Origin of the sequence: Sphingomonas pollutisoli (assembly GCF_029167165.1) — a bacterium.
GTDB classification, from domain to species: domain Bacteria; phylum Pseudomonadota; class Alphaproteobacteria; order Sphingomonadales; family Sphingomonadaceae; genus Sphingomonas; species Sphingomonas pollutisoli.
The window spans coordinates 624,889-639,192 of the sequence record NZ_JARFNJ010000002.1 but is presented as its reverse complement, the minus strand read 5'-3'; the positions used below and the strand labels follow the sequence as shown (position 1 = coordinate 639,192).

Below are 14,304 nucleotides of genomic sequence, written 5' to 3'. Positions count from 1 at the left end.
CCCGGTCCAGCCTGTTGGAGATGCGCCATGTCGACGCATCCGTTGATAGGGCCGCCGAATGGCGACTGTGCCGATCGATGCCCCGCCGGTGCCGCGTGTACCTGCCGTCTGCTCCTTCTTTGCGCCGGCGAAAGACAGCCGGCGAATCGCGCGCAACTGGCTACTTGGCAGGTCCGCGTCGCTCAAAGGGAAATGCTCTCGCAGATCGATCGGACGGTCGTTCTCCGTGAAATAGCCGAGCGCCTCAACGTATCGCAGAACCATTTTCTTAAGGCGTTCAAGAACACTGTGGGTATCCCTCCGCATCGGTGGCTGCTGTATCAGCGACTTTGCCTCTCCTTGCGGTTCCTGGCCGATGAGAGGCGCTCGCTTGCCGAAATTGCCAGCGAATGCGGCTTTTCGGATCAAAGCCATTTCCATCGTGTCTTCGTTCGAAACATCGGCGTTACGCCGGGACAGTGGCGCCGGATGCAGCATCAACCGATCCGCGAGGATGAGGAGGACTCTGAAATTCAGTAACGCCGCGCGCTTTCCAAGCTGATAGGCCTATATTAGAGACACGCTCAGACGCTCACGTCTGAAACACCAGAAACGCAAGAGGTACAATGGCTGATACCGACCTTCAGGCCGAATTGCTGACGCTTACCGCCGACATTGTCGCCGCTCATGTGTCGAACAACAGCGTCGCCGTCGGTGATCTTCCAGTGCTCATCAAAAATGTGCATGGATCGCTTTCCGGTCTGAGTTCCCCGAAGGAGCCCGAGCCTGTCGCGCAGGCGCCAGCGGTATCGATCCGCAGTTCAGTGAAGCCGGACCACATTGTGTGTTTGGAGGACGGCAAAAAGCTGAAGATGCTCAAGCGCCATCTGATGACTCACTATCAGATGACACCCGCCGACTACCGCGCGAAATGGAACCTGCCAGCGGACTATCCTATGGTCGCGCCCAGCTATGCAGAGCAGCGGCGTGGGCTTGCCAAGAAAATCGGCCTCGGCCGCAAGCCTCGGACGCTCGCTCCGGCTCCAGCGCCAGCGCCGGAACCCACCAGCCCTCCCAAGCGGGGCAGGCGTAAGGCCGCGGCAAAGGAAGCCTGACTTCTCAGCGCTTTTGCTTTCCAGTGCCGATGCATTCCATTCATCAACGGTGAGGGACTTAGCCATCCCGCGCCGAGAAGGCGCCGGCAAGTCGACCTAGGCAAAGCCCGCCATCCGCGTGAAATTGCTTCTCGACGATCGCTTGGCCTGGCTGTGATAGTGGCCGCAACAGCTGGCCGAGCGTGCGGCTGGAGCGCGAGACGTTTCAAGTGCACGACGGGCTGGAACAGCGCCTGTCGCCGGCATAGATTTCACATCGTGAAGCAAAGGTGGCGGGCCTGGTCGATGGCGACTGCCCAGGATATTTGCCAACGTGCTCGCAAGCATCCGGCGCTACTCGCCAACGGAGCGACGCGCTCAGGCTTTCCGCCTACGAGGAAGTGCGGATGGTCTCTAGATTTGTCCAGTCGCCACCAGTTTGCCCAGCAAGGCATTTACGCGCGTCTGCCATCCGGGACCACTCCCTCGCAGATGCTCCACCGTCTTTGCATCCAGACGGATTTTCACCTCAACCTTGGGGGCTTCCAGCTTCGGCCGACCGCGTCGGGATGGCTTCATTCCGGTCATGAACGCTGCATCCATCGACGGATTGTCGTCGTGAATCTCCGGGTCAAACTTGGTCATAATAGAACCTCACTTCGTGCTTTTCCGCCGAGCGCAAGCTGATGGCGCGAACCGCGTTTTCATCGGAGCCTTCGGTAAAAACCAGCACATGTAGGCGATCACCGATCAGCCCCATGGCGACAAACCGAACCTCTCCATAATCGAAGCGATCATCCTCGCGCTCAAATGCCGTATCCCAATCGAACCCATTCGCAGCCTGCAAGGACACTCCATGCTTGGCGATGTTCGTCGCATCCTTGGCTGGATCGAACTCGATTTTCATGTAATTTTGTACACCCATTAAAGTGGAGAGGCAATGGTTTTTGTGCACCCGAAAAATGACTAGAGGGGATCCGTTCTGTGCCGGCTGCAAACGCAGACGTGAACGGATTGCCAAGTTCGGACAGAATCATGACCGTCCGCCAGGCCTCCCTGCAGTCGCCGTCGCTCGTGCAACAGCATTACGGGAGGGAAGGGGGAGGGGCATGGTCGGAGGCCGTCATGCTACACGAAAAATTCCCTTCCCGCCCAAACTGGAGATTCCATTCGGCATCCATTTCCGCTACCTTCGCATGGCTCCGGATAGCCGATGAAATGACACAGGAAATCGCCTCAGACAGTCACGAGAAGGACACCGCTGCCTCGGTCCGCGTGCGTCCACGCGCCCGCGACTATTTCTGGCGCCCTTGGTACGCGAAGCTCTGGTGGGCCGCTATTCCGCTTTATTGGATTGTAGTGGCGGATCCGACCAGGCCGACGTTCATCGATCCCCTTGTACGGGGCGGCTACACCGCGATCACCAATATCGTTTTTCTCCCAATGACGGCGATCTTGGTTCTCGGCTTTCGCTTCTTCGGTGGATTGCTCGATCGCCAGGCCCAAGCCTTCGATGCAGAGTTTGAAGTCGGCACCTATCGACCTGCCGGCTATCCCCACCCAACGATCGATGAGTTTGATCCCGCGTCTGGCCCCCGATGGATTGGCAATCGGCATCGAGACGAGTTGATCCCCTAGTTCTTTCGCGTCTTGAAGGTGGGGTCTCCGTCGCCGCTACTGTGATCGAGGTCGGTGCTGAGCCGCCCGCCCGAAAGTATCGAGGACTGTTCGGTGGACGTGAGCGGAGCGACCCAATCCCAGGTTCCGCGACCCGAGTCCGAGTTCTCCAGATAGCGATTCCGCAAGCCATTCGCCCCGAGTACCCGCTTCGACAACTCATCGGCGAATGCATTCTCCGGGGTTGAGGAACGCGAAGCTGCCTGCTCGGAAGCGGCGATCGCCGATCGAACGTCATAGTTCATGATATCCATGGTCGACCTTGCGACGGAGCTTGTGCTGCCGGTCTCCCGACTATCAATGCCCGCCCTTGCTCCTACCCGACCAGTCGAACTTCGCCCGGAGCCTCCCTTGTCAGAGCCGCCAGACTGAGCGCCACCCCCGATTTCGAGACCCCAGCCAGTTCCCATTACATCTTGCTTATCGGCGCTCCGCGACAACGACCTCTGCCATCCTGTCTGTGCCATAATAGCCGTGACGTCGCGCTGGAGCGTATCCGCGACCTGCGGCTTGAGGCGCCAATTACCTTTCCGGTCCATCTCGAACCCGCCGCGCAACCAGTTCTGCATGGCGGCCTGGCCTTCGGCCCCGCCGCCCATGAAGTTCTCGATCGTATCAGGGCCGGCCTGTTTGCCGGCTTCAAATCGCGTGCTGGTGTCGTTACGGGCCGCCTTGCTGAAGTTGGTGCTGCTCGAAACCAGCAGATCGTTATCCGCGAAACTGAGTCGCGCATGCCCGCCGTTCGCGATGGCGCCGAGCTGACTTTCGTTGATCAGCCCGCCGCGCCACATCGCCGCGGCGAGACCTGGCGAGAGGTTGAGGCCGAAATCTCCATTCTGATCCATCGCGATCTGACGCTTCGACATTTGGACGCCATGCTCGCCAAGCAGCGACTGGATGCGGGTCAACCGCTCATCGTCGACGACGCGGGTGAGCCGTTCGTTCCGCGCGCGGTCCATGATCCCAGCGGCGCCACCTTCGGCCATATCGACCTGGTTGCCTGCCGTGCCTGCCGCCGCACGGATGAAGGAGTCGAGACGCGCGGCTTCGCGCACAGAGACGCCGGCCGCAGCCGCACCCTCCGCAAAGCCCATATTGTCGGCCTGCCGCCGCTCCTCGCCGATGCGCGCGGCACTGCGCGTTCCGTCGCGGCCGACCTCCTTTTGCGCATCCAGCTTGCCGGCGCGCTCGGCGAAATCATAGCCCGCCGTCTCGGCCGTGCGACCATAGACGCTGGTGCCCTCGCGCCCCGCTTCTCGACTGGCCCCATCAGCCGTCCCGAGTTGCACCGAAGCATTGTAGCTCTCGAGCGCACGCACGACCTGCGCCTCATTGCGCCCGGTGGAATTTGCGAGTCGCGAGATCGCAGTCGAGCGCTCTTCGCCAGTGAGTGTATTGATGAACCCGATCCGCCGACTTGCCTCATCGACCGAAAGCCCGAGCATCGCAGCGGCGTCGCGCTGCCCGTGGTTCGTGCCGGTGCGGTGCGCCTGTTCCGTAGAGACATTGGCACGCTCGTTCGCCGCGATGCTATCGCCGGCATAGTCGCGTCGTCCTTCCATGGCGCCGACCTGGACCTGCGCTGCCGTCAGATCGTTGCGCAACATCGTCTCTTCATCGAACGCATTGGCCGACAGCTTCGCGAACAGCGGATCGGACGCGGCCTCGCCGATCATCGTCGACGCCTTCAGCGCTGCGTCCTTCGGACTATAGCCGTTGCGCTCGAAATGCCGCTCGGCGCCCGTCCGCATCATGTCATAGGCGCGCTGGTCTCCAAACGCCTTCCACTGAACCATGTTCTGGGCAAACGACGCAAAAGTACGCTCCCCGGCCTGCCCTGGGCCGAAATAGGTCGTGCCAAGCGAGCGCAAGGCATCCCCCTGGGCGAAATTATGGATCGCGGAGGTGGTGGCGTTGGCGCGCACCGCGCTGGCGGTGGCGGGATCGCTCAGGTCCCGTCCAGTCAGGGCGGGCGCGAGCCCGCCCAACTCGCGAGCGGCGTCGGTCTGTCCGAGGCCGAATGCCGCCGTCCCAGCCGCTCCGCCGCCATATTGGCCGGTGATCGAGCCGGAGGCGCCAAACGCCCGATCGACGCCGAAGGTGCTGCGCGCGCCGAAGTCGCCAAAACCGGCAGAAGCGGAGCGGCGACCCATCGTGCCCATCGCCGATGCCTGGCTCTCGAGCGCCGACGCATAGCCCTCGCTGGTGAGCGTGCCGGTGCTGGCAGCCGATCCCTGACTTGTCAGCGTCATGGACTCGCCGGTGATCGCGCTGAAGACGTTGCCGGAGAACCGGAACACGGTGAAGACGAACGCTCCCGCGAGCCCGGCCGCCGCCGTGCGAAACGAGCCGAATATCGCCAGCGCCTTCATCGCCGCCGAGGGCGCGAGAATCCAGGTGTTCGCCGCGGCATTGGTCGCGCGGAGCTCGGCCAGCACGCCCACCGCCCGGCCCAGGGTGAGCTGATAGATGCCGGCATCTATCACGCCCCATAGCGCGACGAACACGAACAGGCCGAGCGCGAAGCTCGCGACCCGGAGATTGATCGGGGTCAGGATGAACAGCAACGCGATCGGCATCATCATCAACATGATCGCGAACACCGCCGCGCGGATCGTCGGCATCCATTCATTCGCCGTGGAGAGCGTCGACAATCCGTTCGACAGGACCGCTCGGTTGGCCATGACGCGCGCCGCTGCCGCAGGCGAATCCTCGAACAGCACATCGCCGACCGTGTCGCCCAGGAATACGTTGGTAAGGAACTTCTGCCGGCTCATGGGCTGGCCAAGCATCATTCCGCCCAGGCTGTCGATCTGCTGGCGGCACTGGTTCCGTTGCTGGGCGGCGGACGCGTCGAACCCGGTCCGGGCGCAGACCTGATCGCTATAGGCGTCGAACACCGCCGGATCGTTCAACCGGTCCGAGATATAGCCCCAGGCCGCGTCGCAGCTCTGTGTCGTGCCCGCCTTGTCCGACTGGGTATAGACGGTCGAGAAGGTCGCCGGCCCGGCCATGGCGGAGAACGCCTCGGGAAGGTCCGTCGCCGTGCGGAACAGCTTGTCGTCATCCACCCCGTAAGCCGGCGACACCCGCGCGACCGGGTAGCATTGGCGCACATAATCCCTGACGGTCGCATCGAGGAACGAGTCGACCATCGGGCTGCGCGGGCTCACCGCATTGAGGAACAGGTCGAACGCATGGCCGCCCGCGCCAAATGCCATCTTGGCATTGGGATCGGTCGTATTGTCGTCGATCGTCTCGACCAGCGAGCGCTCCATCAGGTTGGTGACGCCGGCCACTACGACGATGAGGTTCGGCACGCCGCCCACCGCCTGGTAGCCGTTCTTCACCGGGTCGTAGATGTTCACCGTGCCCGTGGTCGCGATCATTCCGGCGAACAGGCCGATGCCGACGAGCATCTGGAACCCGAATGCGACCAGCCCGATGCCCGATCCCCGCACGCTGGCAAGCACCGCGCCGAAGCCGATGCCGACCACCGCGATGATCACCACCAGCGACTCGTAGCGCGGATCGCCGAAGATCAGCGCGACCAGATGGAAGGCGTCGACGGTCTCGGAGAAGCCACCCCAGGTGTAATAACTCGTGTCGACAGCAAGCGCGGGGGTGGGGGCGAGCAGGGTAAGCGCGGCGAGCGCGAGGCGGAGGAGTCTGCGCATGGTGGGCCTCAGCGGTTCCGGTTGGCGTCGGCACCGGCAGTATCCCGGGCGTCACGATCGCGCTGGCGGATGACGCCAGCGTAGGTGGCGGAGAGGTTCACCTGGCTTAGCGCGGCCATATAGGACTGGCGCATCTGCGCGCGCTGGCGCAGCACCTCGTCGCGCAGGTCCCGCAACTGCTCCATGCCCTTGGTCAGGATGCGCGTCTGGCAGACATTCTCGTTCTGCTCGTTCGACGCACCAGCCGTCGTCGCGCCGCGCTCCGCGTTCGTGAGCGCGAAATCGATCGAGCGCGTGAGGTCGTTCAGCATCTGATAGGCGAGGGTGAGTGCGACGAGCTCGTCGGTGTCCGCGATCACGCTGTCCGTGACGCCCTGGCGAACGCCCCATTCGAGGAGCCGATATACGGGAAGCGTCCGGACATTGGCGACAAACTGTTTTTCATCGGTGGTGAGGGCGGAACGCGTGCGGATCTTGGTGGCGATCGAGTCCATCCGCTCGCGCGCAAGCACCAAGGCGCCGCGCCCGGCGCCGTTCACGGTGCAGTCGCCGGCCGTGGGGGGTACGTTGAGCGCGCGCGTCGGCACCCGGCCGGTCAGGAAGTCGTCCGCGCTCTCGGTATCCTGATGCGGGCAGGCAGGTATCGCCGAGAACAGCGGCACCTTGTCGTTGGCGTCCCAGCGCATGTACACGTCGCCGACCCGCGCGCGCATCACACTGGTCCAATCGCTGGCGCCGACGCGCTGGGCGGCGTGCTGGAGCAGCGAGCCGGTCTTGAAGATGTCGGTCACCTCCGCCGGACAGTTGACCAGCGCGTCCTTCAGGTCTTCCGTCGGGTTGCCCTTATTGGCCTGAATCTTCTCCCGGGAATTCTGCCAGCTCTTGGCGAACCCTTCGCGCACCGACTTGTAGCCGGTCATCTCCTCGACGATCCCGCTCATATTGTCATCGCCCTTGGCGATCTGGACGAGACGGTTCGCCATCCGACAGTCATTGACCTGGATCGAGTTCAGGAAGTTGGTCGCCGCCTCCATCTTCGAGATGATGTTGCCCATCTTTTCGTCGAGCGTTTCGAGCAGGTACTGGAACGCGACCGCCGGCGCGGCCTGCAGGATCGTCTCCAGCTTCTGAACCAGATAGTCGGGGTCCAGGAAGCTCATGCCTCCAAGGAACATATCAATGCCGCCGCAACCGGCCTTCACCTTCGGCAGCGTGAGCGACATGAGATAATCGTCATGGACATCGACGCGGCCCGACATGCCGCCGGCCGTGACATAGCCGCGCGTTTGATCCTCAAAGCTGCCCGGCGAGGTGTAGGTCACATTGTCGAACCAGCTCTCCGCCCAGCTTTGGGCATGGGCCGGAGCGGAGGCGGTGCAGGCGGCGATGACGAGAAGCGCTGCGCCGCTCAGGCGGCGGACAAAGGGGACCATGGCGGACTTCCTAAAGATGTTGCTCCGACCGAGCGGCCCGCCATGCGCGCCCGGTCGTTCTGGGTTGTTGGGGGTCTGGGCTGACTCCCATTCTCAGCAACGAACCACCGCCCCCGCGGTGGAGTCGTTGCGCTTTAGCCTTGCAAATCGGGAGCGACACTCCACGATTACTAGGTTGCAGTGTCCCAAGTGCGCGGTCGCGCCTCCCAGGTTTCGCCATAGAACCGAACGACGCGGTGAGCGCACGCCTTTCGACCAGGCAGATGGATGAGGGGATACCAGTCATGGGCGCCGCCGGTTGGAAGCGTCGGAGGAGGCAAAGCTGACGATCCCGGTGAATTTCGACATGCCGCGAACGGCCACCGCGACGCGGACGCCGGTCAGCATCTTGGCCGCAAGATAGGCGTTGCGCGCGATATTGACCGTATGGTCCGTCCCGATCGCGACGGGCACCATGCGGTTCGGATCCGCATTCGGCCGGGCCCAGACCACCGGGTTGCCGACCCAGGGCAGGCCCAGTCGCCCCGAGCGCAGCATCGCGTCGTTCGCGCTGATGGTGCGGACCTGCCAGCCATAGCGCGCGCGGAACGCGAGCAGCTTGTTCCAGAGATCCGCGCAGGGCGCGCAGCCAGGCCCAGTGCTCATCTCGAGCGAGAAGAGCGAGGCCTGACCGCGCAACGTTTCGTCAAAATCGGGCGGGAAATCACGCGTCGCCGGCACCCGCGCAAGCCACGCCCGCACATCGGCCGGCGAGGCGACCGGATGGATCGCGGCGCGCGCGGCGTCGGCGCGCGTCACCGTCTGCGCTGAAAGCTGGCCGGCGCAAAGGAGTGCTGCAGCCGCCAGCGCGAGGCCGAGGCTGAGCACTGTGGTCGCGCCGCTCTTTCGGTCCCCGGCAAGACGCCTGATCAGCGAAAAGTGCGTCGGCCCGGTCATCGCTGCGGCCCCGGCTGGGAGACAATGTCGCCACCGACCACACGCGGGTCGCTCGGCGAGACCGGGCCATTGGCCAGCGCATCGAAGAAGCCGTTCTCTTCACCCGCGCCTGTCAGCCATTGCTCGGGGCGAATGTCGCCGCTGAGCAGCTTCACCGCCTGGTACGCCATTTGCGCTATATTGGGATAGGTCTCGACACCGGCCGCGATCACCATGCGTTGCGCGCTGTTGCGCCGGATGATCATCGTGGTCGGCGTCACCTCGACCCCGTAGCGCTGGCCGAGGTCCGGCCGCCGATCGAGGTCCATCATCGTGACCTGCCAACCCATCTCATCCTGGAAGCGCTGGATAATCGGCCACTGCACGCGGCAATAGCTGCACGACGTCCGCGCGAACATCACCAGGGCGAACTCGGAAGCATGGGCCCGCAGATACTGGCGGCGTACCCCATCCTTCTCGGCGCTCATGGCGTCGCGTGCCTCACCGATCATCGGGTTCGCCGCCTTCGCGTTGAGCTCCGGATGCGCGAGCATCGCGAGCTGAGTGACACCGGCGAACGCGCGGGCCTTCCGCCGCGCAAAGTCTTCGAGCCGCCAGAAGTCCGCGACCGCATCGACCGTGAGCACGGTTGCGGCATAGTCGCGTTGCTGGACGATCAGCTTTGCAATCTTCGGCGGCGACCATTTGACCAGCTCGGTCATCGGCGGAATCGGCGGCTTCACCACATCGTCTTCCGCAGGTTGATCCGGCGACGGCGGCTTGGGCGCGGGCGCGTACCACCAATAGCCCCGCGTCTCCCCTGTCCGATCGGACTGCGCGAGGGCCGGCGCTGCCGGGAACAGGGTGGCGACGGCGAGGAGCGCCATGGCAGGACGCCGGCTCACAGGAGCTTCTCCATGCGCGTCAAACGGTCGATCTCGACCGGCCCATAATAGCGGCTGTCGAATCCATCCTTGTAGCTCGACCCGACGAAGATCGCGTCGGCGGGCATGATCACAGTGCCGGGCTGCCAATGGGTCAGCGGCTTGCCGCTGCGCGAGCGCGGCTTGCTCTGGCCGAGCCGCTTCCCGTTGCAGAAATACACCCCGTCGAACGTGCCTTTGGTCGCCGACGGCTGCTCGATCATATCGATCCGGTCCCCGGGGAGGCAGAGCGCATATTTGGTGACGCTGATCGGCTTTGGGCCGGCGAGCGGATGGACCAACGTGAAGGAGACGAGATCGCCACGGTGGATCGGCCCCGGCGACCGGTGAACCACCCAGGCATCGATGCTCGGCGTCATGACCAAGGTGATCTGCGGCACCGCCCACCAGGCGAAGAGACCGATCGGCAAGACGATCCCATAGGCCTTGAACAGCTGCATCGGCCGCGCTGGCTGGCCGAGGCCGCTGGCACCGAGCGCGACCGCGGCGCGCAGCGTGATGTCACCGAACGCCTGATAGACACGGCTACCGGCGAGCCAGGCGAGCTTGAGCATCGCGCACCTCCTTCGTTCCGCCCAAACGGGCATATTCCTCGAGCAGGCCGGAGAGCGCCGAATCCCCATAGACGACGTGCGTGCTATGCGGACTGGCATTGTCCCGCTCACAATAGGGTTGGGTGGGATCGCCCGGAATCATCGCCAGTGCCGGCACGCGGGCGACGCCGTGCTGGCGGAACAGGATCGGGTCGACGATGACCTGGACATTGCGCATCGCGCAGGCCGGACCCTCGCAGCCGGGATCGATCCGCAGGATCTGCGCTGCCAGCTTCGCCATCGGCGCGACCTTCGTCATCCCGCCCGGCATGCCCCGGAAGGCCAGCACGCCGCCGGCCTGTTCGAGCTGTGCGGCATAGGTACGCAGCACCGCAGTCGGCATCGAGGACGAGACCATGAGCACCGGGACCCAGCTCGACGGCGGGGGCGGTGGTGCCGCGCCGGCCAGCGCGCCCGCCTCCGGTGCCTCGAGACCGAGCGCCTGCGCGATGCGCCGACTCGCCGTCTCCCGCTCGCCGGCGATCGCGGCGCGCGCCTTCGCCACGTCGGCCTCGGCGCGCTTGGCGAGCGTCGGGTCGGCTTTCCGGTTGTGCAGCCCCTGAAAGGCGCGGCGCCTGGCGGCATCGTCCGCGGGCGCCGGCAGGGTCGGGGAGGGGACCTGCGCTTGCTTCGCCGCGCTGACGGCGCGCTTAACTCGCTCCATCGCGGCATCGCCCTCGGCCTGGACCTTCGCCTTGGCGCCCGGCTGCGGCCGGTCCTGCGCCAGCCCGGCCATGGGCAACGCGACGATCGCCGCCAGCGCGAGGGCGCGCTTATTGATTGACCGTCTGCTTATACGCATCGATCTTTCCTTGCATGTCGACCTGGATTTGGGATTGGGCCTTGGCCTCGATGTCCGCGTAATATTCGGACAGGTCCATCTTGCTGAAGTCGAGAGCCTGGAACTCCTCGCTGGTGAAGCCGCGGCAATAAGGCTTCTTCGCCGTGCCCCAGCCGACCGCATCGAAACTCTTGAGCTGCGGGCGGCCCTGCTCCTGGATGATCCTGCCCAATTTGGTATTGAAGCAGCAATTGCCGTGCGCCTTCTGCAGGCAAATGCCGAGGACACTGGTCGTGCAGTAGCTGCCGACGAAGTGGCACATGCCCGAGCCGCTCAGCATGCCCACCTCCATGTCCTGCTGGTCGCAGCCCTGAAGCAGCACCTCGATCATGAAGTTGATCGCGATGCTGATCGCGATCGAGGTCGGATCGATGCCGACGATCGCGCCGAGTCCGGCATTGGCGGCCTGGCCGGCGGACGCGCCGGCCCGGAATGCCGTGAACGCGGCCGACATTCCGCTGAAGACGCCGCGCGCGACGGCGATCTTGGTCGAGATCGAGGTGAGCGATCCGCCCATCCCATCCTTGACGATCTTGCCCTTGTCCTTGCAGCAATTGGAGAAGGTCGTGAGCAGCCCGGCAGGACGGCAGCGCGCGGCGCGCCCCGAGAAGATCTCGATCGTGCCGAGGCAATTGCCCTCGGCATCGACCGGGCCGTCCGGCACGGCGCCCGGATCGTCGGGCGGCGGCTCCTCGACGATCGGATTGGCGTTGGTATCGATGCAGCTATTGGCCGAGCAGGTCGGAGCGCCGCCGGCTGCCGGGACGGCGCAGGCATATTGGTCGCCCAGCGGACATTGCATGGCGCCGGTGGGTCCGGTCACGCAGGCAGTCTCGCCGATCGGGCACATCCAGCCGCCGACGGCGGTCAGGTGGCAACTCGCCGTCTCGCCCGGATCGGCGGCGTCCCCATTGCCATTGAGGTCGACCGCACAGAGCTGTTGGGCGGCTGCCGGCGCGGGGGCGAGCGCGATGCCGGCGGCGAAGAGCGCCGAGGTCGCGAGCAGGAGCCGAGCGCGCTTCACCGCTGGGTTCCCGTGCAGACGAGATCGGTCCCGCCGAGCCGCACGGTCTGCATCATGACGACCGCCTCGGGGAAATCGTCGATGCAGCCGCAGCCCTCGACCAGCTGTTCGCCGTCCCCCGCCGGGCAGACATTATTGTCCTGGCAGGCGTGGTAGATCGTGTCCCAGCCGGTCGGGTCGTTCTGCTTTGCGCCCGTCACGCCGTCGAGCGCCGCGGCCGTGTTGACCTGCGGACGGCGCGTCTTGCAGACCGCCTCGCAGGCATTGACCGAGCCGCGATCGGGCAGGTTGAAATTGCGCGTCGTCGTCGAATAGCTGCCATCGGTGCCCCGCACGCGGTCGGCCAGCAGCGTCTCGGTGGAATGGTCGATGATATAGGCGCCACGGCTTGTGTCCGGCTCGATCGCATTATTGTCGAAGGTGCAGCGATAGCTGCGCTGCTTGAGGAAGAAATCGCGGGTGAGTGTGATCGGGCATGTGGCGTTGCCCACCACCCGAGTCTGATTGACCGGCGTCAGTCCCGTCCGGATGCCGTTCAACAACGTCTGCACGCCGTCGGCCACCTCGCTCTGGAGGCTGCATTGGGGATCGCCGGCAAGGGTTGCGCACTGGTCGACGACCTGCTCCTCCGAGCGGCAACTATCGTCTACCTCGACATGGACCTGGGCATAGCCTTCGCCGTGGTCACCGACAGCGACGCGCAGCCAGATCTCGTGATCGCCTTCCGTCAGGAACGGCTTCAGATCGATGTTCGGATACATATAAGAGGTCTTCTTCAGGTCGCACTTGCCCGGCGGAAAGCCGGTCGAAGTCCAGGGAGAGGGGCCGGAGGAGACGAGCTGACCGTCAATGCGGATCTGCCCCCAGTCGTCGGCGAAATAGGTCGGCAGGCTCGCGCTGATGATCCGGTTGGGATCGCCGACATGAAGCGTCATCCGGAAATCGAATAGCTTGCAGCTTCCGCCGCTCAGGGTGTTGTCCGACGGCGAGCCAAGCAGGAAATCGAGCGATCCGCCGCTCCGCACCGTCGAATAGCCGCCCGAGACGCGGCTGATGATGTCGTCGATCGCCGGCGACAGCACCGTCACCCGGCGCTCGACCGTGCAGCTCCGGTTCTCGATACCCTTCGCCGTACCGGCCGGCGAGGAGACCAGCATCTGGAACACCGAGTTCGTGGAAGAGGCGGCGGTGGCGTCGCCGGCCATGGCGGTGGGCGAGCTGCGATAGGCGGTCTGTCCGATGGTCGGATTGGCGGTGCAGGCGGTGCTCTGCGCGCCGACATAGGAGATGACCGGCCCGTCGACCTTGGCCTCCGCAATGCCGTAGCGCGGGTCGCTGGTGGTCAGCGCCGCGACGACACCGCCGCCCAGATCCTTCAGCACGGTCGGCAGGTTCGCCATCGCGAGATTGCTGCCGCAGCTATTGTTGATGCAGTAGCAGCCCGCGAGTTCGGTCATAGCCACGTTTTCGAGCCGCGGCGCCTGGTTGGGATCGACCGCCCAGCGAAAGCTGTGGCAATTGTTCCAAGTGCCGGCGTCGCAGGAGATCACGCCGTTGGCGCAGATGCCCGAAACCTGGACCGGCAAGGTCGCTGACGCGTCGAACGTTCCATTGAGATCGGTATCCCGGCTGATCCGGACCGAGCCGAGGTCGCCGGTCGAGCCCGGTTGCACGAACACCTCGAGCAGGGTCGCGGTCTTCTGGCAGGCAAGGTTCGGCGTGAACTGCTTGCTTGAATCGACCGTCGAGATCGGCTTGCCGCTCAGCCCCGGCGTCACATAATTCTGGAGCAACGTATCGCTGTCGGATGTCTTGGCGCGGGAGGCGGACGCTGCCGCGCGCGCCCGATCTTCCGCGCTCTGCGCCAGCGCGGGTGCGGGCAGAGTGAGCGCGAGCAGGGCGAGGAGCCGCAGGCGGTTCACGGGCAGACCTGTCGGGCGAGAATAGTGCGCGAGCCGTGGCGGAGACGCAGCAGCAGCACCCGATCGGGATCGCCGCGCACGATGGCGCGAAAGACGGCCTGTCCATCGAAAACGGTCAGCGCGGCCGCGATCGCGGACGGCGGGGGGCATTGCCGCGCCGCGACCGGGGCTGGTGCGGCCGCGCTGACCGGTGGAACGGCGCCCC

At 64.8% G+C, this 14,304-nt stretch carries 13 protein-coding genes; 3 read left to right on the top strand and 10 right to left on the bottom strand.

Annotation, left to right across the window (positions count from 1 at the left end):
- Positions 1 to 27: 27 nt before the first annotated feature.
- Together PX554_RS06335 and PX554_RS06330 are read left to right on the top strand one after the other, a co-directional pair.
- A complete protein-coding gene (locus tag PX554_RS06335) occupies positions 28 to 519 on the top strand; it encodes a helix-turn-helix transcriptional regulator (protein ID WP_275499889.1) in 492 nt (163 codons plus the stop codon).
- 86 nt (positions 520 to 605) lie between these two features.
- On the top strand, positions 606 to 1,094 hold the full coding sequence (locus tag PX554_RS06330; RefSeq protein WP_275499887.1) for a Ros/MucR family transcriptional regulator: 489 nt from the start codon (positions 606 to 608) through the stop codon (positions 1,092 to 1,094).
- A 393-nt stretch (positions 1,095 to 1,487) separates the two neighbouring features.
- Here the strand turns inward: PX554_RS06330 and PX554_RS06325 are convergent, their stop codons facing one another.
- Together PX554_RS06325 and PX554_RS06320 are read right to left on the bottom strand one after the other, a co-directional pair.
- The gene (locus PX554_RS06325; RefSeq protein WP_275499885.1) at positions 1,488 to 1,718 is read right to left on the bottom strand and encodes a BrnA antitoxin family protein; all 231 of its coding nucleotides are present in this window, start codon (positions 1,716 to 1,718) and stop codon (positions 1,488 to 1,490) included.
- The gene (locus tag PX554_RS06320; protein ID WP_275499883.1) at positions 1,705 to 1,980 is read right to left on the bottom strand and encodes a BrnT family toxin; all 276 of its coding nucleotides are present in this window, start codon (positions 1,978 to 1,980) and stop codon (positions 1,705 to 1,707) included. The genes PX554_RS06325 and PX554_RS06320 overlap by 14 nt, the downstream gene beginning before the upstream one ends.
- A 128-nt stretch (positions 1,981 to 2,108) precedes the next feature.
- On the opposite strand from PX554_RS06320, the gene PX554_RS06315 reads away from it, so the two are divergent.
- On the top strand, positions 2,109 to 2,711 hold the full coding sequence (locus tag PX554_RS06315) for a hypothetical protein (protein WP_275499881.1): 603 nt from the start codon (positions 2,109 to 2,111) through the stop codon (positions 2,709 to 2,711).
- Here the strand turns inward: PX554_RS06315 and PX554_RS06310 are convergent.
- The 8 genes from PX554_RS06310 to PX554_RS06275 form a co-directional block, all read right to left on the bottom strand.
- Positions 2,708 to 6,427, bottom strand: a complete 3,720-nt coding sequence (locus tag PX554_RS06310; RefSeq protein WP_275499880.1) for a conjugal transfer protein TraG N-terminal domain-containing protein — start codon at positions 6,425 to 6,427, stop codon at positions 2,708 to 2,710. The genes PX554_RS06315 and PX554_RS06310 overlap by 4 nt on opposite strands.
- A gap of 8 nt (positions 6,428 to 6,435) precedes the next feature.
- Positions 6,436 to 7,860, bottom strand: a complete 1,425-nt coding sequence (locus PX554_RS06305; protein ID WP_275499878.1) for a conjugal transfer protein TraH — start codon at positions 7,858 to 7,860, stop codon at positions 6,436 to 6,438.
- A 282-nt stretch (positions 7,861 to 8,142) separates the two neighbouring features.
- Positions 8,143 to 8,796 carry a thioredoxin domain-containing protein gene (locus tag PX554_RS06300; protein ID WP_338061568.1) on the bottom strand — a complete coding sequence of 218 codons (654 nt, stop codon included), beginning with the start codon at positions 8,794 to 8,796 and terminating at the stop codon, positions 8,143 to 8,145.
- On the bottom strand, positions 8,793 to 9,662 hold the full coding sequence (locus PX554_RS06295; protein ID WP_275499876.1) for a conjugal transfer protein TraF: 870 nt from the start codon (positions 9,660 to 9,662) through the stop codon (positions 8,793 to 8,795). The genes PX554_RS06300 and PX554_RS06295 overlap by 4 nt, the downstream gene beginning before the upstream one ends.
- A gap of 14 nt (positions 9,663 to 9,676) precedes the next feature.
- Complete coding sequence (locus tag PX554_RS06290; protein ID WP_275499874.1) at positions 9,677 to 10,273, bottom strand: S26 family signal peptidase; 597 nt, start codon at positions 10,271 to 10,273, stop codon at positions 9,677 to 9,679.
- Entirely contained in the window at positions 10,245 to 11,114 is an 870-nt protein-coding gene (locus PX554_RS06285) for a type-F conjugative transfer system pilin assembly protein TrbC (RefSeq protein ID WP_275499872.1), read from the bottom strand. The genes PX554_RS06290 and PX554_RS06285 overlap by 29 nt, the downstream gene beginning before the upstream one ends.
- Positions 11,086 to 12,177, bottom strand: a complete 1,092-nt coding sequence (traN, locus tag PX554_RS06280; RefSeq protein ID WP_420833419.1) for a conjugal transfer protein TraN — start codon at positions 12,175 to 12,177, stop codon at positions 11,086 to 11,088. The genes PX554_RS06285 and traN overlap by 29 nt, the downstream gene beginning before the upstream one ends.
- Complete coding sequence (locus PX554_RS06275; RefSeq protein WP_275499870.1) at positions 12,174 to 14,099, bottom strand: hypothetical protein; 1,926 nt, start codon at positions 14,097 to 14,099, stop codon at positions 12,174 to 12,176. Before PX554_RS06275 ends, traN begins: the two co-directional genes overlap by 4 nt.
- Positions 14,100 to 14,304 lie beyond the last annotated feature (205 nt).